Source organism: Methylotenera sp. L2L1, from assembly GCF_000744605.1.
GTDB lineage: Bacteria > Pseudomonadota > Gammaproteobacteria > Burkholderiales > Methylophilaceae > Methylotenera.
Genome location: NZ_JQMG01000001.1, coordinates 865,820 through 888,739 on the forward strand (window position 1 = coordinate 865,820; position 22,920 = coordinate 888,739).

Consider the following 22,920-nt stretch of genomic DNA (forward strand, 5'->3'; position numbering starts at 1 on the left):
GATGAGTAGAGATTACAAACCAAGACCAGAGCGCACCGCAAAACAAAGCCAAGGCAACCCCTTTATCACAGGCCTATTAGTCGGCTTCTTATTAGGCGTAGCCGCATCTTTAACTGTAGTCATGATGATTAAAGGTGAAGAAAGCCCATTTGCGGATTTAGCCTCTCCTGAAAAACCACTCTCTGAGAAAATAGCGGAAAGCGCTAAAGTGCAAGCGGCTAAAGACAACGATAAAGCACAAGAAGCAAAAACTGAAACTTCAGAAACCACTGAAGATAAAACACGTTTTGATTTTTACACGATTCTGCCTGGAAGCGAGCGCCAAGTAAGCACAGAAGAAGTTAAAATTAAAGAGCAAAGTGCGGAACCTTCCGTACAAAATACTTATTTTCTTCAAGTTGGCGCATTCCAAACCGAAGAAGAGGCTGACAACATGAAAGCCACACTAGCGTTACAAGGCTTTGAGGCTCTGGTACAAACCGCCACTATCCCTAACAAGGGCGTTTGGCATCGTGTTCGTGTTGGCCCACTGAAAAATCTGGAGCTTATTAACAAAACAAAAGCAGATTTAGCAAGCAATGGTTTTAAATCTGATTTAATTACAGTCAATAATGAAACCCAATAGGCTTATGGCTGGTCTATGGGTAGGATTAGTGTGATGGAGTCAGACGCATGGAATCCGATGCAAAGTAAATTTTGTGCAAATTGCACTCAATAATAAACAACAAAAATAGTAACTAAAAAAATAAATAGAATCTAAAAACAATTGTCAGCCAAATTCAACATGACACGTTTCAACAAACATATTTAGAGAACTTGCTTCTGAATAAATGTTAAATAGAATAGCTGAATTTTTAATCACCAATTTAAAGAATCGTTAACAAGGACAATATCAATGAAAAAATTATTAACCGCTTTAATGTTGCTGGCCTCATTTAGCGTGATGGCTGCCCCACAAATGGGCAAAGACTTTGATCGTACCGCGCAAACCATTAATACTGACACCCCTAACAAAATTGAGGTAGTCGAGCTATTTTGGTATGGTTGTGGCCACTGCCACAGCATGGAAGTACCATTAAACGCATGGGTAAAAAAACTACCGGCTGACGTCGTATTTAAACGTGTACCAGGCTTGCCGCATCAAGCATGGGCCCCGATGGCAAAAGCTTACTACGCAATGGAAACGCTCGGTGTTTTAGAGAAACTACATACCCCATTGTTTGATGCTATCCACACTAAAAAAACACTTAAACCAACTGATGAAAAAGCAGCGATTGACTGGGTAACGCAACAAAGTGGCCTAGATAAGAAAAAAGTTGAAGAGGCTTTTGGCTCATTTGCGACCAACACTAGCCTAAACCGTGCAGCGAATATCTTCCGCTCATCTGGCGCAACAGGTGTACCTAGCTTGATTATCAACGGTCAATTCATTACCTCAAGCACTATGGCTGGTAACAATGATTTAGCACTTAAAACAGCTGACTATATCATCGCAAATATTCGTGCTGATAAAGCCAAGGCAGCTACCCCAGCAAAAAAGTAACAGCGCCCACTCATTGGTTTAAGGCACTTTACCAAAAGCTCTTTAACTGGTGATGCTGTAAACATATGCTGAACTTAAAAAACCCGTTTCTACCTGATGGTAAAAACGGGTTTTTTATATTTAGTATCAATATGTATTTAATACTAATATGGTCATTCAGCTATAGCTACTCCGTCAAACAATCTGATGCTGTGTCCCATCGCACAAATCGTCATACCGACGAAAGTCGGTACCCAGAGTCTTTAAGTCACTTGATTACGTGTCAAGCACGGAATGATTAGCTGGTAGTAGGATTATTTAGTGGAATAGCTATATCAACCAATCAATGAAAGATAGTCATGAAAGTTTTTATCACAGGCGCATCAAGTGGTATAGGTGAAGCACTTGCATATGAATATGCAAAACGCTATCAAAATGAAAATACCATTATTGGTCTAGCGGCTAGACGCAGTGAGCACTTACAAGCACTCAAGCATGCTCTAGAAGTTAGTTACAACATCAAGTGTGCTATTTACCCCTTAGATGTACGCGATAGCGCTGCACTTGTGGCTGCCGCCAATGACTTCACACAACAATATGGCGCACCAAATATAGTGATTGGCAGTGCAGGTGTTAGTAGCGGCACGCTCACAGAAAATGCAGAGGACACAAACGCATTTCAAGCGGTCATGGATATTAACGTCACGGGGCTAGTCAATACGTTTCAACCATTTATCCACGCCATGCGCCTAGCCGCCCAACATGGCCAAACAGCTCAACTAGTTGGCATCGCCAGCGTTGCAGGCATACGCGGTTTACCAGGAGCGGGAGCGTACAGCGCATCAAAAGCAGCTGCCATTGCCTACCTTGAAAGTTTACGGGTTGAGATGCTATATCACAATATCGCGGTTACCACCATTGCACCCGGGTACATTCGCACCCCAATGACAGACATCAACACGTATAAAATGCCATTTTTAATGGATGCGGATATTGCTGCACATAAATTTGTAAATGCAATTAAACGCAAAAGACGCTTTGTGGTCATCCCATGGCAAATGGGTTGGGTGGCAAGGCTGATGCGACTAATTCCGCCTGTACTTTGGGACTTTCTTGCAAAGAACGCACCCCATAAACCTCGCATTCATGTTCAATAATCAAATACCGCAATATGTACCATGTTGAGTGCGATAATAAAAAATCCGTCCATATGCTTACTCATCAACAAAGCTAACTATAAGAAATTTGTTAAGGCTGACAAATAATGACCAACTATGTAATAGAGTTTTTTAAATTAATTATCTTACCCAAAAATGCATTTAAAGTTGGGCTTACTATTATGCTTTTTTCTGGATTAGGATTATCAAATATCCTTTCAACCATTAACGCAGCGCTAGCTAATATAGATTTGCCAAGATACTCAGTTAACATTTTAGTATTTACTCTTTGTTTTTCAGTATCATCAATCTTAATTGATTGTTTAATATGGACATGTGGTAAAACACTACTAATTATTAATAGCTCTTGGAACTTCTTAAGACTTAAGGCAATTGTTCTTAAAAACTATTTAAGCAATCAACGTGCAACTGATGATAATTACAGAGAAATAATAATTGACCTCTCGAATAATGAGTTGGATTATTTAGACTTATTTAATTCAGAAAAATTAAAGTTGTCTGAGATTGAAAAAAACCCTATGCATTCAGATATATATATGGCGCATTATAGTTTAGTAAAAAATAAAATTATTTCAACTAAAAGAAGATCTGGCTCTAGCATTGAAGTACATACTATAAATCCTCACGCTTTCAAGATATTGACTAAATTTGTGTTTAAATGCAAAAAACCATGTCCTTCTATCGAAATACCTCTTGATCACGTTTTAGCCCCTATAAACTCTGGTGGCGGTGCTTTAGGTAGTTCAAAAGTAAACTAATCGAATAAAAACATGAAACCTTTTACATATCTATTAATTATAGTTTTCTTATACTCAGCTACAGCATCCGCAGATAACCTCAATCCTGATAATGATGATGCAATTATTGGTAAAACATTATGGGTCAATTACGAAAGTAGCACCTGTGTGGAAAATTTCAAAATATACAAAAACCAGCTAACCAACGATAAGTACATCCTTAATCAGCCTGTACAAATCCAGATAAAGAGTTTGGAAAAGACTCCTTTTAATTGGAAAGCTGGTGCCTGGTATTCGGTCACCATCGACAATGGAAGCAGTGAAGGACAGATTACTTATAACGACATGCATGCAAGCTATGGATATATTAAAAATCTATACATCACTGAAGATAATGCTGTTGACCTTACTCTTCTTAAAGATGCATGCGTAAGCAATATACCACCTGAAAAAAAATTAAGCCTGATTGATGCTGATAAAAAGCTAATGCTAGCAAGTGATAAATTAATTGATGAAGAAAATCAAAGGAAAAAGGCTATAAGGGAGGCAGAAGCTCAAGCAACCATAGAGGCAGAAAAGACTAGAAAAGAAAAGCTAATCTCAGATCGAATACAAGCTCACAAGGAACAACAAGCTATTTCATTAAAAAATGCTCCCGAAGAAATTAAAATAATTTCAACAAAGCAGTTTTGTGAGTATTACGGCTATATGCTACGAGGTGAATACATTACTGATTTTGGCTCGGCTGCTGATATGAAAAATATTATGAAAAGGGAAGCTAGCCGTAGAAATCTGAAGGTAAATGCAAATATAGCAAAAGAACAAATTTTAAAATTAAATATTAGTACCTGTGACTTATACGCTTCTTGGGGAATTCCTGACAATGAAAATAAATCTGTTGGTAGTTACGGTGTTCATATTCAGCATATCTACAAAAGGTCAGGCACTTATGTTTATTCAGAAAATGGGCGGGTAACAAGTTGGCAGGAATAAAACATGAGAGATGTTAAGAAAACTTAACATAAACTCGAAAAGTTAGTTAAAATATGGCGGACTCACAAAGCAGTTGTGGAGTGGACAACTTGTTGCCCACGCTACTTGGTTAACGTGCAATCGGTTTATAGCGAATACGTTTAGGTTTAGCGCCTTCCTCACCCAAACGTTTACGCTTATCAGCCTCATATTCTTGATAGTTACCGTTAAAGAACGTCCATTGCGACTCACCCTCGGCCGCCAGAATATGCGTTGCGATACGGTCCAAGAACCAGCGATCATGCGAGATCACTAACACACTGCCTGCAAATTCTAGCAATGCATCTTCCAGTGCGCGTAATGTTTCCACATCTAAGTCGTTTGACGGTTCATCTAGCAGCAATACGTTACCGCCAGAAATCAGTGTTTTCGCTAAATGCAAACGTCCACGTTCACCGCCTGACAGTTGCCCCACGATTTTTTGCTGGTCACCGCCTTTAAAGTTAAAGCGGCCGATGTAGGCGCGAGATGGCGTTTCGTAACGGCCTACCGTTAAAATGTCTGAGCCGCCTGAAATCTCATCAAACACGGTCTTATCACTGCTCAACACATCACGGCTTTGGTCTACATAAGCCAATTTAACGGTTTGGCCGATGTTCACTTCACCACTATCTGGTTGCTCCATGCCTGTAATCATCTTAAACAGCGTAGATTTACCTGCACCGTTCGGGCCGATAATCCCAACAATCGCGCCAGCTGGGATGCTAAAACTCAAGTTATCAATCAGCAAACGGTCTTTAAATGCCTTGCTCACGCCGTTAAACTCAATCACTTGGTCGCCTAAACGCTCACCGGCAGGGATAAAAATCTCCTGTGTTTCATTGCGTTTCTGGTACTCAGCACTCGCTAACTCTTCATAGCGTGCAATACGCGCCTTGCTTTTCGCCTGACGTGCTTTCGGGTTCTGACGTACCCACTCCAACTCGGTATTCAGCGCTTTACGGCGTGATGACTCTTGTGACTCTTCTAGCGCTAAGCGCGCTTGCTTCTGATCTAACCAGCTTGAGTAATTGCCTTTCCATGGAATACCATGCCCACGGTCTAACTCCAAAATCCACTCCGCCGCATTATCGAGGAAATAACGGTCATGGGTAACTGCCACCACCGTGCCTGGGAAGCGCACTAAGAACTGCTCTAACCACTCTACAGACTCTGCATCCAGATGGTTGGTTGGCTCGTCTAGTAGCAACATATCTGGCTTAGATAACAACAATTTACACAACGCCACACGACGCTTCTCGCCGCCAGATAACGGGCCAATTTTTGCATCCCACGCAGGTAGGCGTAGGGCATCCGCTGCGATTTCTAATTGATGCTCAACATCAGAACCGCTCGCAGCAATGATATTTTCATAGCGCGCTTGATCTTCAGCGAGCTTATCAAAATCTGCATCAGGCTCTGCATAGGCTGCGTAAACTTCCTCTAACTTTTGCTTAGCCTCCATCACTTCGCCCATGCCGCTTTCTACTTCTTCACGCACGGTTTTATTCGCATCTAACTGCGGCTCTTGCGGCAAATAGCCAATCGAAATATTCGGCTGCCACTGCACCTCACCCTCAAACTCTTTATCAGCGCCTGCCATAATGCGTAGCACCGTTGATTTACCCGAGCCGTTTAGACCCAGCAAACCAATCTTCGCACCGGGGAAAAAAGACAAAGAAATATCTTTAATAATTTGTTTTTTAGGGGGAACAATCTTGCTCACGCGGAGCATCGACATTACATATTGAGCCATGATGTTATCTTGCAAATTTAAAAATGAAAGCTTAACAGAAAGCCCGTATGCTTGCTCGCTATCCCTCATGCTAATCCATGATCGCCAATGAATAAGGCTAGGGGAATGTAGGTATAATGTGCCAACAATAAAAGGCACCGCTTAAATGGCAATCAAATCCACAATTTATAAAGTCGATCTACAAGTTTCAGATATGGATCGTAATTACTACCAGCAACACAACTTGACCATCGCCAAGCACCCATCAGAAACTGATGAGCGCGTGATGGTTCGGCTGATAGGCTTTGCCATGTACGCCAATGAGGCGCTTGTTTTCGGCAAAGGCCTAAGTGATGAAGAAGAGCCAGACTTATGGCAAAAAGACCTCACAGGCGCCATCGAGTTATGGATGGATGTTGGTTTGCCAACAGAAAAAGATATCCGCAAAGCAGCTGGGCGTGCCAAGCAAGTGGTGGTAGTGCTTTATGGTGGACGAATAGCTGATATGTGGTGGACGGCCAACAGCAAAGCCTTACTTAAAATCAACAACCTCACTGTGATTAATTTACCTGACACGAAAGAATTGGCAAATATTGCAGAGCGTGGCTTTAATATCAGCTGCACCATTCAAGATGGACAAATCATGGTGGGGCATGACGGCGGCACTTTAGACATTACCCCTGTGCTTTTGAAAGAACCAAGCACTTACTAACTTGGCAGTTTTTAAGTAAGGATATTTACTAAGTAAAAATGACTTTATAGGCAGAACTTGCACCTGCTGGTGCGTGTTCTAACTTTTGATAAGTTGCCCCTGCAAAGTCCGCACAAGCTTGCTGAAATGCGCCTGTCACCAGCGTTTCACATTGTTTAGCTACATCTTCCCCCAGCTTACAGGCTGCGTTCACCTCAGCACCAAACACCTCGGTATTACCTACGCGCAGAATCTTACCGAAGCCCAAACCCACACACAGATGAACTCTTTCCTGCTCAAGTTTGGCTTCGTTGTAGGGAATTAAGGTCTGCTGCATCACTAGCGCGCATTGCAGGGCCTTTTGCGGCTTACGAAAAATCACTAACAAAGAATCGCCATCAGTTTTAAGTAAAAAACCTTCATGCTGCTCAATCACTGGCAACAGCAAACGCTCAGATTCATAAATCGTCTGCAAAAAATGAATAATGCCATACTCTGCAACTTGACGAGAAAAACCCGCCAAATCGGTCATCATCACGCACCACTCTTCGCCAAATAAATCCCAAATACGCTGATCTATTTCATCTTTATTTGCATCAAGCAACAACCGCTGTGCAATCAGGTCATATAAGCGACCTTCAGAATTTTGCATGACGGTTTTAGAGTTGTGACTCATCACTTTCCAATTCTTAAATATGCTAGGCGAAACTTATTCTACAGTCACGGATTTTGCCAAATTCCTAGGCTTATCCACATCAGTCCCCTTCAACAATGCGGCATGGTACGCCAACATCTGCACTGGAATCGTATGCAAAATAGGGGAGAGCACGCCAACATGGCGTGGGGTACGTATCACATGCACGCCTTCAGATTCTGTAAAGTGGCTGTCTGCATCAGCAAACACAAACAACTCACCGCCACGCGCTTTAACTTCTTGCATATTAGATTTTACTTTTTCTAGCAAAGCATCATTAGGTGCAATCACTACCACAGGCATATCGCTATCTACCAACGCCAAGGGACCATGTTTAAGCTCGCCCGCAGGGTAAGCTTCGGCATGGATGTATGAAATCTCTTTAAGCTTCAATGCGCCTTCTAAAGCGATAGGGTAATGTATGCCTCGCCCTAAGAATAAAGCATGCTGTTTGTTGGCAAATGATTTTGCCCACTCGCGAATTTGCGGCTCTAGGTTCAGCGCATGTTGAACACTACCTGCTAATTGGCGCAATGCGTTTAAATGCGATTGTTCAGTCTCTTTATCTAATAAGCCACGCTGTTTTGCCAGTGTTGCGGCCAGTGTAAATAAGGCCACTAATTGCGTTGTAAATGCCTTGGTAGACGCCACCCCAATTTCAGCCCCTGCACGCGTGTAGAACACCAACTCTGAAGCACGAGGGATTGCGCTCTCTTGCACGTTGCAAATGGCAAGGGTGAGATGCTGACCTAATGCCTTAGCGTGCTTTAACGCTTCCATCGTATCTAGTGTTTCACCAGACTGCGAAATCGTCACGATTAGTTGACGTGGATTAGGCACAGATTCACGATAGCGATATTCACTGGCAATTTCTACATTGGTCGGCACTTTGGCTATGCTTTCTAACCAGTACTTAGCGGTTAGCGCTGCATAATAACTCGTGCCAGCAGCCAAGATTAAAATGCTGTCCACTTGCTCAAACACTCCTGCTGCACCTTCACCAAACAGGGCAGGTGAGAAGTGATTATCATCAATCAATGCCTCTATCGTATCGGTTAAGGCACGTGGTTGCTCGTGAATCTCTTTTTGCATGAAGTGCGAATATGGGCCTAACTCTAGGCTAGCGAGTGACACATCACTCATATGAATTTTACGTGTAACCTCAACGCCATCGCGGCCCAAAATGGTCACACCTTCACGGCGAATATCCGCCACATCGCCATCTTCTAAATAAATCACTTTGCGTGTTACTGATAACACGGCAGAAACATCAGAGGCAATAAAGTTTTCGCCTTCACCCAAACCAATTAATAACGGGCAACCTAAACGCGCTGTCACCATATGCTCAGGCTCTTTTTTAGAAATCACGCTAATCGCAAATGCGCCTGTAAGCTCGCTCACAGCTTTTTGGGTTGCTGCAAGCAATGGTAGGCTTTGATGATAATGATGAATTAAGTGCGCTATGACCTCAGTATCAGTTTGTGATTCAAACACATAACCCAAGGTTTTTAAGTGCGCGCGCTGTTCATCATGATTCTCAATAATGCCGTTATGTACAACCGCTACTTCACCACCCAAATGGCTAGGTGACATATGTGGGTGAGCATTACTTTCGGTCACGCCACCATGCGTAGCCCAACGTGTGTGCCCAATCCCAACCAAACCACTTAGGTTTGATTCATTCGCCTTTTCTGTCATTGCAGAAACACGGCCAACAGCACGTACGCGCGCAATGCCTGTGTCGTTTAATACGGCAACGCCTGCTGAATCGTACCCTCGATACTCTAAGCGGCTTAAGCCCTCAATCAAGGTTGAAACAACATTTCTATTTGCTACTGCCCCTACAATGCCACACATAGTTTTACTCTCTTATATTTTTGTAAGAGCGCAATTTATTGCGCGAATATTTATTAAATTCGTCCAATAAATTGGACTCCTACAATTTAATTAATCTGCTATTTTTTAATTTTCACAGGTCGCTTCCAACCCACAATAGATTTCTGGTCTTTGGCACGGCAGAAGGTGAGGGCATCTGCCGGTGCGTCTTTAGTAATGGTTGAGCCTGCCGCAATGGTTGCGTTTTTGCCTATGGTAATAGGCGCTACCAATTGTGAATCAGAGCCAATAAAAGCGCCGTCCTCAATCACCGTCCTGAATTTATTCGCGCCATCGTAATTACAGGTAATAGTACCTGCACCAATGTTCACAGCCTTACCTACGGTACTATCACCCACATAACTCAAATGGTTGATCTTACTGCCTACGTCAACTTGTGCATTTTTCAGCTCGACAAAGTTACCAACGTGCGTATCGGCGGCGAGGGTAGTACCAGGACGTAGGCGCGCAAACGGACCAATACGGCTATTCTCACCTACTGCAGTGTCATCGATATGCGTAAACGCGGCAATCTGCGTACCTGCAGCGATCACTGCGTTTTTAATCACACAGTTAGCGGCAATTTTAACGCGGTCACCTAAGGTCACATTACCTTCAAACACGCAATTCACGTCTATCTCAACATCTCGACCGCAACGTAAATCACCGCGCACATCAATACGCGCAGCATCTTTTAAAGTAACGCCTTGCTGCAATAATGCCTGTGCGACTCTAGTTTGATACACGCGTTCAATTTGCACCAAATCAGTTTTAGCATTAATACCAGTTACAGACCACTCATCATTTGTGATTTCAGCCACAACATTAATCTTATCTGCTACCGCTAACGCCACAATATCCGTTAAGTAATATTCGCCCTGTGCATTATTGTTGGTGATTCTGGATAGCCAACTTTTAAGATGCGCGTTAGGCATCGCCATAATGCCTGTATTTACCTCAACAATCGCACGCTGCGCTACTGTGGCATCCTTATGTTCCACAATCGCATGCACTTGTCCGCTAGCATCGCGCACGATACGGCCATATCCAGTTGGGTCTTCTTTATTAAACGAAAGAATCGCCAGTTTATTGTCTGCTTGTGCAATCAATTTGCGACAAGCCTCAACATCAACCAGCGGCACATCGCCTAGTAGAATCAGTGTGTCTGCATCAGACTCTAGATAAGGTAACGCCTGCTGCACAGCGTGACCAGTGCCATTTTGTTCAGCTTGGTTCACCCAAGTAATCTCTTCGGTACTAAAGGCTTCTTTTACACGCTCTCCGCCAAAGCCATAGACCACGATAATCTTATTTGGCTGCAGTGCCTTCGCGCAATTAATCACATGGGCTAATATTGGCTTTGCACCAACCGCATGTAAAACTTTAGGTAAATCAGAATGCATACGGGTACCTTTACCCGCTGCCAATATCACGATATTTAATTTATTCATGTGTTATTAATGTCTGTTTCTATGAGCACTGTTTCTATTCGGAAAGTATAACAAAAAAGGCAACCTAAGTTGCCTTTTTGCTTTTTTACACCATCTTCACTGCAATTAATGCGTTTTCTTGCGTAAACGCTCAATTGTTTGAATCTGTGCTACGGCTTCAGACAATTCTGCCTGTGCTGTTGCATAGTCAATATCTGAAGTTCTGTTTCTAAGCGCTTCTTCAGCAGCTTCTTTTGCAGCAATCGCTTTTGCTTCATCTAGGTCGTGACCACGTACTGCTGTATCAGCCAATACAGTCACCACACCAGGTTGCACTTCTAACAAGCCACCTGAGATAAAGATTAACGTTTCTTCAGCTTCATTCGCTTGCTTGATACGCAAAGCGCCAGGCTTGATGGTAGTAATCATTGGTGCATGGTTAGGGTAAATACCCACTTCACCAGCACTTGCAGGTGCAACTACAAACTCAGCTTCACCTGAGAATATACTTGCCTCTGCACTAACTACATCAATATGAACAGTATTTGCCATTATTTTTCCTTAAAGCGTTTAACTAATTAACCAAGTAAAACTTAGTTAAGAGTCTTGGCTTTCTCAACAGCCTCTTCAATACCGCCAACCATGTAGAAAGCTTGCTCTGGCAAGTGATCGTATTCACCAGCAACAATTGCTTTAAAGCCTTTGATTGTTTCTTTTAGTGGTACGTATTTACCTGGCGCGCCTGTAAACACTTCAGCAACGTGGAAAGGTTGTGACAAGAAACGTTGGATCTTACGTGCACGGCCAACAGCCAATTTGTCTTCTGGTGACAACTCGTCCATACCCAAAATCGCGATAATGTCACGTAACTCTTTATAACGTTGTAGTGTTTGTTGTACTGAACGCGCTACATTGTAGTGCTCTTCGCCAACCACTAATGGGTCTAATTGACGTGATGTAGAATCCAATGGGTCTACCGCTGGGTAGATACCTAAAGATGCAATGTCACGTGACAACACAACTGTTGAGTCCAAATGTTGGAACGTTGTTGCTGGTGATGGATCGGTCAAGTCATCCGCAGGTACGTAAACCGCTTGGATAGAAGTAATAGAACCTGTTTTAGTTGAAGTAATACGCTCTTGTAGACGGCCCATTTCATCAGCTAGAGTAGGTTGGTAACCTACAGCTGAAGGCATACGGCCTAACAATGCAGATACTTCAGTACCGGCCAATGTGTAACGGTAGATGTTGTCCACGAAGAACAATACATCACGGCCTTCGTCACGGAATTTTTCAGCCATCGTCAAACCTGACAAAGCTACGCGTAAACGGTTGCCTGGTGGTTCGTTCATTTGACCGAACACCATCGCCACTTTTGATTCTTTCATGTCGTCTAGTTTAATAACGCCAGCTTCAGCCATTTCATGGTAGAAGTCGTTACCTTCACGAGTACGCTCACCCACACCTGCAAACACTGATAAACCTGAGTGTTGTTTAGCGATGTTGTTGATGAGTTCCAACATGTTAACTGTTTTACCTACACCAGCACCACCGAACAGACCCACTTTACCACCCTTAGCGAATGGACAAACCAAGTCAATCACCTTGATGCCTGTTTCTAACAAGTCAACTGATGGAGATAACTCTTCAAAAGTAGGTGCTTTTTGGTGAATAGAACGGCGCTCATCACACTCGATAGGACCAGCCTCATCGATTGGGCGACCCAACACGTCCATAATACGACCTAAAGTACCTGTACCTACTGGCACTTGAATCTGTGCACCAGTTGATTTAAACGCAGTACCACGCGCAAGGCCATCAGATGAGCCCATGGCAATCGTACGCACAATGCCGTCACCTAATTGTTGTTGCACTTCCAATGTCAAACCAGCTTCCGCTTGGCTTGATGCGTCATCAATAATTAACGCTTCAAATACTTTTGGCATTTGATCACGTGGGAACTCAACGTCAACCACCGCGCCAATACATTGCACTACTTTACCAATATTTGCTGTACTCATCTTTTTTCCTTACTAAACGTATGTTAGTCAGATATAACTTTAATAAAATTCTTTACTAGCCGTGTCTTATCGCTTTTGGACCTTACTAACCTTGCTAGGCTAGGTTAGTATTGCCAAATCACTAAGCTACCGCCGCCGCACCACCAACGATTTCAGAGATCTCTTTGGTAATCGCCGCTTGACGTGCTTTGTTATAAACCAGTTTCAATTCACCGATTACGTTTTTCGCATTATCAGACGCTGACTTCATCGCTACCATACGTGATGATTGCTCAGACGCCATGTTTTCAGACACTGCGTTATACACTAGTGACTCAATGTAACGCACCATCAACTGGTCAATCACTGGCTTAGCTTCAGGCTCGTAGATGTAATCCCAATGACCTTTAGCAGCACCGATTTGAAGCGCACTCTTAACAACAGCGCTAGCACTCAACGCTTCAGATTTCTCTTCTGTTGGATGTGTACCTAAACGCTCAGCTGTTAAAGGTAGTAATTGCTCAATTACTGGCTCTTGCTTCATCGTGTTAATGAAACGTGTGTAACAAATATGCAACTGGTCAATTTCGCCAGCTGTATAAGCGTCAAGCATTACCTTAATCGTACCGATAAGCGCCTCTAAATGTGGCACATCACCTAAACCGATAATGTGTGACTTAACATTTGCACCAACGCGGTTCATAAAGCTATAGCCTTTATTACCAATCGCGCTTACAGACAATTTCTTGCCTTCTGATTCCCAAGTTTTCATTTGGTTAACAGTTAAACGCAATACGTTGGTATTTAAGCCACCGCACAAACCTTTGTCTGAGCTCACAACGATAATGCCAACATTCTTAACATTGTCACGCTTTACTAAGAAAGGGTGCTTATATTCAGAATGTGCTAGCGAAAGGTGAGCTGCAACATTACGAATTTTCTCAGCGTATGGACGTGATGCACGCATTCTATCTTGCGCTTTACGCATTTTAGAAGCGGCAACCATTTCCATCGCTTTGGTGATCTTGCGTGTATTTTCTACACTCTTGATCTTGGTTCTAATTTCTTTACTTCCAGCCATTCCAATACCCCTAGGTTAGTTTTCCTAATAGTTAGATATTAGTAAGCAGTTGTCGCTTTGAAGTCTTGAATTGCTGCATCAAGTGCTTTTTCGTTATCGCCGCTTAAGTCTTTGCTTGTTTCAATCGCGTCAGCTAGTGCTTTGTATTTAGAAGCGATAAAGCCGTGCAATTTACCTTCAAATGCTAGTACTTTGTTAGTTGCTACATCATCAAAGTAACCTTTGTTCGCAGCAAACAAGGTAATAGCCATGTTTGATACGCTTAAAGGTGCGTATTGTGCTTGCTTCATCAACTCAGTAAACATACGACCACGGTCTAGTTGTTTACGTGTTGCTTCGTCCAAGTCAGAAGCGAACTGCGCAAACGCAGCCAATTCACGGTATTGCGCTAATGCCAAACGTACACCGCCGCCAAGTTTTTTAATTACTTTAGTTTGTGCAGCACCACCTACGCGAGACACTGAAATACCAGCGTTGATCGCAGGACGGATACCAGCGTTGAACAAGTCAGTTTCCAAGAAGATCTGACCATCGGTAATAGAAATCACGTTAGTTGGAACGAATGCTGAAACGTCACCAGCTGCTGTTTCAATCACTGGCAATGCAGTCAATGAACCAGTTTTGCCTTTAACGGCACCGTTAGTGAATTTCTCTACATACTCTTCGTTTACGCGAGCTGCACGCTCTAACAAACGTGAGTGGATGTAGAACACGTCACCTGGGTAAGCTTCGCGGCCTGGTGGACGACGTAATAGCAATGAAATTTGACGGTAAGCAATCGCTTGTTTAGTCAAGTCATCATAAACAATCAATGCATCTTCACCGCGGTCACGGAAGTATTCGCCCATCGTACAACCAGCGTATGGTGCCAAGAATTGTAATGCTGCTGAATCAGATGCTGACGCTGCAACTACAATGGTGTAAGCCATCGCGCCGTTTTCTTCAAGTTTACGTACCACGTTAGCGATAGTAGAAGCCTTTTGGCCAATCGCAACGTAGATACAGGTCATGTTTTGACCTTTTTGGTTGATGATCGCATCAACTGCAACAGCTGTTTTACCTGTTTGACGGTCGCCAATAATCAACTCACGTTGACCACGGCCAACTGGAACCATAGAGTCAACTGATTTCAAGCCAGTTTGTACTGGTTGTGACACAGATTTACGTGCAATTACGCCCGGCGCAACTTTTTCAATCTTGTCTGTCAATTTTGCGTTAACTGGGCCTTTACCATCAATAGGCTGACCTAATGCGTTCACTACGCGGCCAACTAATTCTGGACCTACTGGCACTTCTAAAATGCGACCAGTACATTTACATGTGTCGCCTTCAGTAATGTGTTCGTAATCACCTAAAACCACTGCACCCACTGAGTCACGCTCTAAGTTAAGCGCAAGGCCAAATGTGTTGCCTGGGAATTCGATCATCTCGCCGGCCATCACGTTTGAAAGACCGTGAATACGAACGATACCGTCAGTTACTGAAATAACAGTACCTTGAGTACGCGCTTCAGCACTGGTAGAAAAATTTTCTAATCTGCTTTTAATCAGTTCACTGATTTCTGATGTAGATAACTGCATGTAAACTCCTAATAGTTTCTTTGCCTAAAGTTAGGCTATTGCCTGCGTCTTATGCCGTAAGCGTATAGGCTAAATTTTGTAACTGACCTTTGACGGATGCGTCGATCACGGTATCGCCAACAATAATTTTGATGCCACCAATGAGTTCTGGGTCAACAGAAACACTAGCCTCAATCTTTTTACCAAATTTCGCTTCTAAGCGTTTTACTAGGTCTTTAACCTCTGCCGCACTAGGTTTAGCTGCTGCGATAATCTCAGCATCCAAAGTACCTTCATCTTGTGCTTTTAACGCTTCAAATGCGCTTGAAATTTCTGGCAAAATAGATAAACGACCATACTCAACCAAAACTTTGACAAGATTTTGTCCGTTTTCATTAAGTTGATCGCCGCACACCTTCAAGAAAGTTGTTTGCAAATCACTGCTCACAACTTTAGGATCTTGAATATAGGCTTTAATTTGCGCGTCATTTGTAACGGCAGCGGCAAAACCCAACATCTCAGACCATTTGCCAAGTGCCTTTTGCTCACGACCTAATTTATAAGCCGCTACTGCATAAGGTCTTGCGATGGTTGATATTTCAGCCATGTGATTTCCTTTATCCCTTAGCCTTAAAGTTCTGCAGCTAGTTTAGACAACATTTCGCTATGTGCTTTTGCGTCGATTTCTTTACGCAAAATCTTTTCAGCGCCGGCAATTGCCAATGCTGACACTTGCGCACGTAAACCTTCTTTAGCACGGTTTACTTCTTGATCGATCTCAGATTTAGCACCAGCTAGAATACGGTCGCCTTCAACCTTAGCATTGCCTTTAGCTTCTTCAACGATTTGTGTGCCGCGTTTTTCAGCTTGCGCAATAATCTCGCTTGCCTTTTGTTTTGCTTCAGCCAATGTCACTTCTGATTTTTTAGCTGCAACTTCTAAAGCACTACGGCCTTCTTGCGCTGCTGCCAAACCATCAGCAATTTCTTTTTGGCGCGTTTCAATCGCTTTTAAAAGCGGCGGCCAAACGAATTTCACTGTGAACCAAATCAACACAGCAAATGCGATAGCTTGTGCGATAAGTGTAAAGTTAATGTTCATTTTTGATCCATTTTGTTAATCATAAAAGCACTAGTCATTAAACAGAAGTTCAATGACTAGTTAGCTTAATTTTGCTAATTACTGAGCAACTACGCTTAATAATGGGTTAGCAAATGCAAACATCATTGCAAGACCAACACCGATAATGAATGAAGCGTCAATCAAACCTAATAGTAAGAACACTTTACCTTGTAAAGCTGGGATCATTTCTGGTTGACGAGCAGCGCCTTCCAAGAAACTTGCACACATAATACCAATACCGATACAAGCACCAGCAGCGCCCAAACCAATAATTAAACCAATACCAACGCCTGTGTAGGCTTGAATCAATGCTAATGCATCCATGTTATTACCCTCTCTAAAATTAAACTTACAACCAACTACAAAAAATAAGAACTACTTAAATACCAAACAAAACTTAATTAGTGGCCTTCATGTGCCATGGCTAGATAAACAACCGTTAACATCATGAAAATAAACGCCTGCAATGCAACAATCAGAATGTGGAAGATAGACCAACCAGCACCTAAAATTGCACCTGCGATAGTACCTGTCAAGCCTGTAGCAGCCCACATACCCAATAGCAAGAAGATAACCTCACCAGCGTACATATTGCCGAACAGACGTAATGAGTGTGAAAGTGGTTTTGACACATATTCAATCAAATTGAACATAAAGTTAGCTGGCCACACCCAGATTTTGCTGCCAAATGGCGCACAGAAAAGTTCATGAATCCAACCACCAAGGCCTTTAACCTTGATTGCGAAGAAAATCATTAGAATCCAAACAGATAAGGCTAGTGCGAATGTTGTATTGATGTCTGATGTCGGTACTGCACGCCATTTCGCATGCTCGCCACCAAAGAATGAAACAATACCAGCAACCCAATCAACCGGCAAAAAGTCCATGGAGTTCATGGCGAACACCCACAAAAACACTGTTAATGCCGTTGGTGCGATAAAGCTATGACGATTACCGTGGAAAATATTTTTAACTTGATCATCGATAAAGCCAAACACCAATTCTACAAAAGCTTGTGTTTTTGTTGGCACACCAGCAGTCGCTTTACGCGCTACCAACCAAATCAAACCCATCACAATCAAACCCAGTGCCACTGACATCACAAAGGTGTCTACATGCAGCGTCCAGAAACCGGCGCTCTCACTGAGCGGCTGTGCATTAAAACTTAAATGATGCTCGATATAAGCTGAAGGGGTGAGTGCGTGTTGTGCGTTATCTGCGTGTTCTGTAGCCATAATCTAATATTTTTCTAACTGACGTTTGTTTAAATTACACGTTTAACTTACTGAGGGCTGCACCTGAAAACAATGCCGCAGCCGCCAAACCAGCAATTAGTGCAAACGGCACTAATTGTTTATAAAAACTAAATACGATAACCAAAAGCACGATTATCATTAAAATCTTAACGGCTTCTGCTTTGAGCAGATTGATTAATATTGCTGAAGCATCCGTTTTGTTTGCACCGCGCTTGGCCACCAATGATGCAACATAAGCACCAACGACCACGCTTGCACCACCTAATGTGGCGGAAATTAACCCATGTATATCAAAAAACAAAAACATGATAGCAGCAACCGCCAGCGTCGCAATTACTTGAATTTTAAGCATTTTACTAAAAACATCTGATGTATTTAATGCTGTCAATGGCTTAAATCCAATTAATTTAAAAGCTTTTTTAACGCCTGATTATGCTTGGCTTCATGTATTTATCTTGCTACTCAAATACCATTAAGTAGCAAAGACCGCGATTTTGAATTAATAGCGATTTTTAGTCAATAGCTAAGTTGTAAGTAAATGAAACACTTAGCGTGTAATTCTGCCAACAATCTCATCCAACTGATCTAAATTTGCATAGTTAATTTTTAATACGCCAGCTCCGTTAGTATTTGCTTTAATACTAACGCTTGCCCCCAGCTTGTCACTTAAGGTTTCTTGCAACCTTAATACATCCTGATCGTCTTTCGGCGCTTGGTTTGGTTTTGAAGCTGGCTTTTCAACTTGCTCACCCAGCTTTTTCACCAATGCTTCCGCTTCACGCACAGACAATCTGTTATGAACAATCTGCTCTGCCAGCATGACTTGTTGTGCGCCGTCCAATCCTACCAGTGCACGCGCATGACCCATATCCAACTTGCCATGCATCAGCATTTCTTGAACCGCATCCGTTAAGGTGAGTAAGCGCAATAAGTTCGATACGGCTACACGTGATCGGCCTACAGACTCTGCGGCTTTCTCATGCGTCATGGAAAACTCGTCAATCAATCGTTTGATACCTTGCGCTTCTTCAAGCGGATTAAGATTCTCACGCTGAATGTTCTCAATTAAAGCCATGGCCAGCGCTGATTCATCACCAATTTCACGCACAAGTACTGGCACTTCAGCTAGACCAGCGCGCTGACTTGCACGCCAACGTCGCTCACCAGCAATAATTTCGTATTGCTCATCGGCCAATTGACGAACAAGAATAGGCTGCATAATGCCTTGGGCTTTAATTGAGTCAGCCAACGTTTTTAACGCAGCTTCATCCATATAACTTCTTGGTTGATATTTACCAGGACGCAGCTGTTCAACTTTTAACATCATGAGTGAGTCTGCCTCACCCACACTTCCCATGTCCCCAGCGAGCAGGGCATCAAGGCCGCGTCCCAATCCTTTTAACTTAACCATATTTGCTTCTCTTTATATTTTTTAGAATAAATGCTGAATCTGTTTCAGTTTTTATCTTTATTGGTAATCTCTTGTGCTAACTCTAGGTACGCAACTGCACCTTTAGAACTTTTGTCGTAATTTAATACAGGCACGCCATAACTTGGCGCCTCTGCCAAACGAATATTGCGCGGAATCACCGTCTTGTACACTTTGTCACCAAAGTGGCTTATCAGCTGTGCAGAAACTTGCTGGGCAAGCATATTGCGATTATCAAACAAGGTACGTAACAAACCTTCTATTTCCAAGGTTGGGTTCAAATGTGCGCGTACTTTTTTGATGGTATTAACTAAGTCGGACAATCCCTCCAAAGCATAATATTCACATTGCATCGGAATCATCACAGCATTGGCAGCGGTTAATGCATTAACCGTCACAAGGTTGAGGGCAGGGGGGCAATCCAGCAACACCATGTCATAAGCATCACCCAACTTAGTAATCGCCGCCTTTAAGCGATTCTCACGTGCCAACTCATTGACCAGTTCAACCTCGGCACCGGCCAACTCTCTATTCGATGGGGCAATATCAAAACCGCCTTTTTCACTTTTCACGACTACTTCTTTTAACGACTTTTCACCAATCAGCACATGGTAAATACTTAACTTAAGATGCGCCTTATCAATGCCACTTCCAGTACTGGCATTTCCTTGCGGATCCAAATCTATCAACAATACACGCTTACCCAAGCTAGCCAGACTTGCTGCCAAATTGACGCAAGTTGTAGTTTTACCTACCCCACCTTTTTGATTTGTGATTGCCAATATTTTCATTATATTTTTCTTTGCATTTTTAATGATTACGCTCGTGCACATTGGCACTCAAAACTGCTCAGTTAATTAGCCACTTCTTGCTTCAACACCACCAAATGACGCTCAGCATCTAAGCCTGCTACTTTTAATACACGGATTTCAGCAGGTTTAATTTCACTCTTTTTAAACTCATGCTCAGGCACAACACCTTTCATCGCCAACCACGAACCGCCATCTGCTAATAAATGTTTAGTTAACTTGATGAAGAGCGCAATTTCTGAAAACGCGCGTGAAATGATGACATCAAACTTTTCAGGCATCTCTTTGCTAGGCACAGCTTGCTCTTCGATGCGCCCATGAATCACAGAGAAATTTGCCAACCCTAGCTCTGCTTTTACCTGCCGCATAAAACTTACTTTCTTTTGCACAGCATCAATTGCGGTTACTTGCAGCTGTGGCAGGCAGATAGCCAATGGAATACTCGGCAAACCAGCACCTGCGCCTACATCCAGTAAGTGCTTACATTCAATATGCGTAAGTACTGACAAGCTATCCAATATATGAAGCGTCACCATTTCGATAGGCTCACGCACCGCGGTAAGATTGTGTACTTGATTCCATTTATAGATTAAAGCAACATAATCTAGCAGCTTTTGCTTTTGTTCCGGAAGTATCTCCAACCCCATCTCTTGCAGACCTAGCTCGAGCTTTGCCTGTAACTGCGCGCGATCTTCTTGCTTTAAATTTCTTGGCATATTACCTGTTGTGCTCATGCTACATTTCCCATATCTGTATTGGTATTACTTAAAGTCTTTGCACGTGACTTACGTTTTAAGTAAACCAGTAAGAGGGAAATCGCTGCTGGCGTAATACCAGATATACGGCTGGCCTGGCCAATAGTTTCTGGCTTGTGTGCATTTAATTTTTGTTGTGCCTCTATCGGCAAACCATGAATCTCGCGGTAATCCAAATCTGATGGTAGCAAAGTGTTTTCCTGCCCACGGCTACGCGCCACTTCTTCCACTTGGCGATCAATATAACCTTGGTATTTAGCAGCAATCTCTACTTGCTCACGCACTGCTGGCTCCACCTCACCCAAACCTAAGCCATCCAATGAAAGCACAGCCTCATAACTCACCTCTGGTCGGCGCAATAATTCAAACAAACTATATTCATGCTCCAGCGGTTTACCAAAAACCTTCTGCATTACCTCAGCACTTAAGTTAGCAGGCTGGACAAATGTCTTCTTCAAGCGTTCTTGCTCACGCTCAACTGCTTCTTTTTTACGACTGAATGCTTCCCAGCGCACATCATCGACCAAGCCAAGTTTCCGGCCAATCTCGGTTAAGCGCATATCCGCATTGTCTTCACGCAACTGCAAACGATACTCTGCACGGCTGGTAAACATACGGTAGGGCTCGCTCACACCACGCGTGATTAAGTCATCCACCAATACACCCAAGTAAGCCTCGTCACGCGCAGGACACCACGCCTCTTTACCTTGTGCATACAATGCGGCATTTGCGCCTGCTAATAAACCCTGTGCGGCAGCCTCTTCGTAACCGGTTGTGCCGTTAATCTGCCCGGCAAAGAATAAGCCTTTAACCGCCTTGGTTTCCAAACTTGACTTCAAACCACGAGGGTCGTAATAGTCATACTCAATTGCATAGCCCGGACGTAGAATATGGGCATTTTCCAACCCTTTTACCGAACGCACTAAAGCCAGCTGAATATCAAACGGTAGACTAGTTGAAATGCCATTCGGATAAATTTCGTTGGTTGCCAAACCTTCTGGCTCTAAAAATATTTGATGTGATTCTTTATCGGCAAAGCGGTGAATTTTATCCTCTACACTAGGACAGTAGCGTGGGCCCACACCCTCAATCACACCTGTGTACATAGGTGAGCGATCTAGACCGCTACGGATAATATCGTGAGTACGTTCATTGGTATGCGTAATCCAGCAAGGCAGTTGCGCAGGGTGTTGCGCAGCATTACCCAAAAATGAAAACACAGGCACCGGATCATCGCCCGGCTGTATCGTCATCACTGAATAATCAATAGTACGGCCATCAATGCGCGGTGGCGTACCCGTCTTTAAGCGACCAGCTGGCAAACCGATTTCGCGCAGACGAGCAGCAAGCGAGATGGAAGGGGGGTCACCAGCACGGCCAGCCTGATAATTCTGCAGACCCACGTGCACCAAACCACCCAAAAACGTTCCGGCTGTCAGCACCACAGATTTTGCAGCAAAACGTAAGCCAATTTGCGTCACCACACCAGCAGCGCGATCACCTTCTAATATGATGTCATCTACCGCTTGTTGGAACAGCCAAAGATTTTCTTGATTTTCCAGCTTGTGTCGTATCGCAGCTTTGTATAACACACGATCCGCTTGTGCACGCGTTGCGCGTACAGCAGGACCTTTACTGGAATTTAATATACGAAACTGTATGCCGCCTTCATCTGTAGCAGCAGCCATCGCGCCACCTAGCGCATCAATCTCTTTAACCAAATGCCCTTTACCGATACCACCAATGCTCGGATTACAGGACATCTGGCCCAAGGTTTCTATATTATGCGTAAGCAATAAGGTTTTTTGTCCCATTCTTGCACTAGCAAGCGCCGCCTCTGTCCCAGCATGGCCACCACCGACTACAATTACATCAAAAAGGTCAGGAAAATTCATATTTTAATCACAAAAAAACGTTATTACTCAAGAGGTAGAAGTTTAACTTAATCTCATGTTTAGGTCATGCATAACGCTACTTATAATCATTGTTTCACGTGAAACAATGCATATTTACAACATAGCCATAATTTCTTAACA

Annotated in this window: 23 protein-coding genes; 6 read left to right on the plus strand and 17 right to left on the minus strand. The window is 43.1% G+C overall.

Annotation, left to right across the window (positions count from 1 at the left end; translation table 11 throughout):
* The first annotated feature begins 1 nt into the window (after position 1).
* The 5 genes from FG24_RS04070 to FG24_RS04090 all read left to right on the plus strand — a co-directional run bounded on the left by FG24_RS04070 (position 2) and on the right by FG24_RS04090 (position 4,430).
* Complete coding sequence (locus tag FG24_RS04070; RefSeq protein ID WP_036301316.1) at positions 2-625, plus strand: SPOR domain-containing protein; 624 nt, start codon at positions 2-4, stop codon at positions 623-625.
* A gap of 270 nt (positions 626-895) precedes the next feature.
* On the plus strand, positions 896-1,543 hold the full coding sequence (locus tag FG24_RS04075; protein ID WP_036301317.1) for a thiol:disulfide interchange protein DsbA/DsbL: 648 nt from the start codon (positions 896-898) through the stop codon (positions 1,541-1,543).
* A 338-nt stretch (positions 1,544-1,881) separates the two neighbouring features.
* Positions 1,882-2,679 carry an SDR family oxidoreductase gene (locus FG24_RS04080; protein WP_036301320.1) on the plus strand — a complete coding sequence of 266 codons (798 nt, stop codon included), beginning with the start codon at positions 1,882-1,884 and terminating at the stop codon, positions 2,677-2,679.
* A gap of 107 nt (positions 2,680-2,786) precedes the next feature.
* The gene (locus FG24_RS04085) at positions 2,787-3,458 is read left to right on the plus strand and encodes a hypothetical protein (RefSeq protein WP_036301324.1); all 672 of its coding nucleotides are present in this window, start codon (positions 2,787-2,789) and stop codon (positions 3,456-3,458) included.
* Positions 3,459-3,470: 12 nt separating this feature from the next.
* Positions 3,471-4,430 (plus strand): hypothetical protein, encoded by a 960-nt coding sequence (locus FG24_RS04090; RefSeq protein WP_036301325.1) that lies wholly within the window; start codon positions 3,471-3,473, stop codon positions 4,428-4,430.
* 109 nt (positions 4,431-4,539) lie between these two features.
* On the opposite strand, the gene ettA is transcribed toward FG24_RS04090, so the two are convergent.
* Positions 4,540-6,204 carry an energy-dependent translational throttle protein EttA gene (gene ettA / locus FG24_RS04095; RefSeq protein ID WP_036303960.1) on the minus strand — a complete coding sequence of 555 codons (1,665 nt, stop codon included), beginning with the start codon at positions 6,202-6,204 and terminating at the stop codon, positions 4,540-4,542.
* 145 nt (positions 6,205-6,349) lie between these two features.
* Here ettA and FG24_RS04100 point away from each other — a divergent pair, with 145 nt between their 5' ends.
* On the plus strand, positions 6,350-6,895 hold the full coding sequence (locus tag FG24_RS04100; protein ID WP_036301327.1) for a YaeQ family protein: 546 nt from the start codon (positions 6,350-6,352) through the stop codon (positions 6,893-6,895).
* A gap of 28 nt (positions 6,896-6,923) precedes the next feature.
* Here FG24_RS04100 and FG24_RS04105 read toward each other — a convergent pair whose 3' ends face one another.
* The 16 genes from FG24_RS04105 to mnmG all read right to left on the minus strand — a co-directional run bounded on the left by FG24_RS04105 (position 6,924) and on the right by mnmG (position 22,779).
* Entirely contained in the window at positions 6,924-7,550 is a 627-nt protein-coding gene (locus FG24_RS04105) for an adenylate/guanylate cyclase domain-containing protein (RefSeq protein WP_036301330.1), read from the minus strand.
* A gap of 33 nt (positions 7,551-7,583) precedes the next feature.
* The gene (gene glmS / locus FG24_RS04110; protein ID WP_036301333.1) at positions 7,584-9,425 is read right to left on the minus strand and encodes a glutamine--fructose-6-phosphate transaminase (isomerizing); all 1,842 of its coding nucleotides are present in this window, start codon (positions 9,423-9,425) and stop codon (positions 7,584-7,586) included.
* Positions 9,426-9,523: 98 nt separating this feature from the next.
* On the minus strand, positions 9,524-10,894 hold the full coding sequence (gene glmU, locus FG24_RS04115) for a bifunctional UDP-N-acetylglucosamine diphosphorylase/glucosamine-1-phosphate N-acetyltransferase GlmU (RefSeq protein WP_036301336.1): 1,371 nt from the start codon (positions 10,892-10,894) through the stop codon (positions 9,524-9,526).
* A 105-nt stretch (positions 10,895-10,999) separates the two neighbouring features.
* On the minus strand, positions 11,000-11,425 hold the full coding sequence (locus FG24_RS04120) for a F0F1 ATP synthase subunit epsilon (protein WP_036301338.1): 426 nt from the start codon (positions 11,423-11,425) through the stop codon (positions 11,000-11,002).
* A gap of 41 nt (positions 11,426-11,466) precedes the next feature.
* Positions 11,467-12,894, minus strand: a complete 1,428-nt coding sequence (gene atpD, locus FG24_RS04125; RefSeq protein WP_019896783.1) for a F0F1 ATP synthase subunit beta — start codon at positions 12,892-12,894, stop codon at positions 11,467-11,469.
* A 121-nt stretch (positions 12,895-13,015) separates the two neighbouring features.
* Positions 13,016-13,954 carry a F0F1 ATP synthase subunit gamma gene (atpG, locus tag FG24_RS04130; RefSeq protein WP_036301344.1) on the minus strand — a complete coding sequence of 313 codons (939 nt, stop codon included), beginning with the start codon at positions 13,952-13,954 and terminating at the stop codon, positions 13,016-13,018.
* 38 nt (positions 13,955-13,992) lie between these two features.
* Complete coding sequence (gene atpA / locus FG24_RS04135; RefSeq protein WP_036301347.1) at positions 13,993-15,534, minus strand: F0F1 ATP synthase subunit alpha; 1,542 nt, start codon at positions 15,532-15,534, stop codon at positions 13,993-13,995.
* 49 nt (positions 15,535-15,583) lie between these two features.
* Positions 15,584-16,120: a F0F1 ATP synthase subunit delta gene (locus tag FG24_RS04140; RefSeq protein ID WP_036301350.1), complete on the minus strand. Its 537-nt coding sequence runs from the start codon at positions 16,118-16,120 to the stop codon at positions 15,584-15,586.
* A 23-nt stretch (positions 16,121-16,143) separates the two neighbouring features.
* On the minus strand, positions 16,144-16,614 hold the full coding sequence (locus FG24_RS04145) for a F0F1 ATP synthase subunit B (protein ID WP_019896779.1): 471 nt from the start codon (positions 16,612-16,614) through the stop codon (positions 16,144-16,146).
* Between the two features lie 78 nt (positions 16,615-16,692).
* The gene (gene atpE, locus FG24_RS04150; RefSeq protein ID WP_015833271.1) at positions 16,693-16,959 is read right to left on the minus strand and encodes a F0F1 ATP synthase subunit C; all 267 of its coding nucleotides are present in this window, start codon (positions 16,957-16,959) and stop codon (positions 16,693-16,695) included.
* A gap of 77 nt (positions 16,960-17,036) precedes the next feature.
* Complete coding sequence (gene atpB, locus FG24_RS04155) at positions 17,037-17,870, minus strand: F0F1 ATP synthase subunit A (protein WP_036301352.1); 834 nt, start codon at positions 17,868-17,870, stop codon at positions 17,037-17,039.
* Between the two features lie 34 nt (positions 17,871-17,904).
* Positions 17,905-18,243, minus strand: a complete 339-nt coding sequence (locus tag FG24_RS04160; RefSeq protein ID WP_051901571.1) for an ATP synthase subunit I — start codon at positions 18,241-18,243, stop codon at positions 17,905-17,907.
* Between the two features lie 195 nt (positions 18,244-18,438).
* Positions 18,439-19,302, minus strand: coding sequence for a ParB/RepB/Spo0J family partition protein (locus FG24_RS04165; RefSeq protein WP_036301358.1), 864 nt, complete (start codon positions 19,300-19,302; stop codon positions 18,439-18,441).
* 44 nt (positions 19,303-19,346) lie between these two features.
* Positions 19,347-20,111, minus strand: coding sequence for a ParA family protein (locus FG24_RS04170; protein ID WP_036301361.1), 765 nt, complete (start codon positions 20,109-20,111; stop codon positions 19,347-19,349).
* A 62-nt stretch (positions 20,112-20,173) separates the two neighbouring features.
* Positions 20,174-20,863 carry a 16S rRNA (guanine(527)-N(7))-methyltransferase RsmG gene (gene rsmG / locus FG24_RS04175; protein ID WP_081880938.1) on the minus strand — a complete coding sequence of 230 codons (690 nt, stop codon included), beginning with the start codon at positions 20,861-20,863 and terminating at the stop codon, positions 20,174-20,176.
* The gene (gene mnmG / locus FG24_RS04180; RefSeq protein WP_036301364.1) at positions 20,860-22,779 is read right to left on the minus strand and encodes a tRNA uridine-5-carboxymethylaminomethyl(34) synthesis enzyme MnmG; all 1,920 of its coding nucleotides are present in this window, start codon (positions 22,777-22,779) and stop codon (positions 20,860-20,862) included. The genes rsmG and mnmG overlap by 4 nt, the downstream gene beginning before the upstream one ends.
* Positions 22,780-22,920: the final 141 nt, after the last annotated feature.

Excerpts from the sequence above, each read along its gene's own strand:
- FG24_RS04090 (WP_036301325.1), top strand. The coding sequence starts at position 3,471 with ATGAAACCTTTTACATATCTATTAATTATAGTTTTCTTATACTCAGCT.
- FG24_RS04165 (WP_036301358.1), bottom strand. The coding sequence starts at position 19,302 with ATGGTTAAGTTAAAAGGATTGGGACGCGGCCTTGATGCCCTGCTCGCT.
- FG24_RS04120 (WP_036301338.1), bottom strand. The coding sequence starts at position 11,425 with ATGGCAAATACTGTTCATATTGATGTAGTTAGTGCAGAGGCAAGTATA.
- atpB (WP_036301352.1), bottom strand. The coding sequence starts at position 17,870 with ATGGCTACAGAACACGCAGATAACGCACAACACGCACTCACCCCTTCA.
- glmU (WP_036301336.1), bottom strand. The coding sequence starts at position 10,894 with ATGAATAAATTAAATATCGTGATATTGGCAGCGGGTAAAGGTACCCGT.
- glmS (WP_036301333.1), bottom strand. The coding sequence starts at position 9,425 with ATGTGTGGCATTGTAGGGGCAGTAGCAAATAGAAATGTTGTTTCAACC.
- FG24_RS04140 (WP_036301350.1), bottom strand. The coding sequence starts at position 16,120 with ATGGCTGAAATATCAACCATCGCAAGACCTTATGCAGTAGCGGCTTAT.
- atpA (WP_036301347.1), bottom strand. The coding sequence starts at position 15,534 with ATGCAGTTATCTACATCAGAAATCAGTGAACTGATTAAAAGCAGATTA.
- FG24_RS04170 (WP_036301361.1), bottom strand. The coding sequence starts at position 20,111 with ATGAAAATATTGGCAATCACAAATCAAAAAGGTGGGGTAGGTAAAACT.
- atpD (WP_019896783.1), bottom strand. The coding sequence starts at position 12,894 with ATGAGTACAGCAAATATTGGTAAAGTAGTGCAATGTATTGGCGCGGTG.
- ettA (WP_036303960.1), bottom strand. The coding sequence starts at position 6,204 with ATGGCTCAATATGTAATGTCGATGCTCCGCGTGAGCAAGATTGTTCCC.
- rsmG (WP_081880938.1), bottom strand. The coding sequence starts at position 20,863 with ATGAGCACAACAGGTAATATGCCAAGAAATTTAAAGCAAGAAGATCGC.
- mnmG (WP_036301364.1), bottom strand. The coding sequence starts at position 22,779 with ATGAATTTTCCTGACCTTTTTGATGTAATTGTAGTCGGTGGTGGCCAT.
- FG24_RS04100 (WP_036301327.1), top strand. The coding sequence starts at position 6,350 with ATGGCAATCAAATCCACAATTTATAAAGTCGATCTACAAGTTTCAGAT.
- FG24_RS04085 (WP_036301324.1), top strand. The coding sequence starts at position 2,787 with ATGACCAACTATGTAATAGAGTTTTTTAAATTAATTATCTTACCCAAA.
- FG24_RS04080 (WP_036301320.1), top strand. The coding sequence starts at position 1,882 with ATGAAAGTTTTTATCACAGGCGCATCAAGTGGTATAGGTGAAGCACTT.
- FG24_RS04105 (WP_036301330.1), bottom strand. The coding sequence starts at position 7,550 with ATGAGTCACAACTCTAAAACCGTCATGCAAAATTCTGAAGGTCGCTTA.
- atpE (WP_015833271.1), bottom strand. The coding sequence starts at position 16,959 with ATGGATGCATTAGCATTGATTCAAGCCTACACAGGCGTTGGTATTGGT.
- FG24_RS04070 (WP_036301316.1), top strand. The coding sequence starts at position 2 with ATGAGTAGAGATTACAAACCAAGACCAGAGCGCACCGCAAAACAAAGC.
- FG24_RS04145 (WP_019896779.1), bottom strand. The coding sequence starts at position 16,614 with ATGAACATTAACTTTACACTTATCGCACAAGCTATCGCATTTGCTGTG.
- atpG (WP_036301344.1), bottom strand. The coding sequence starts at position 13,954 with ATGGCTGGAAGTAAAGAAATTAGAACCAAGATCAAGAGTGTAGAAAAT.
- FG24_RS04075 (WP_036301317.1), top strand. The coding sequence starts at position 896 with ATGAAAAAATTATTAACCGCTTTAATGTTGCTGGCCTCATTTAGCGTG.
- FG24_RS04160 (WP_051901571.1), bottom strand. The coding sequence starts at position 18,243 with ATGCTTAAAATTCAAGTAATTGCGACGCTGGCGGTTGCTGCTATCATG.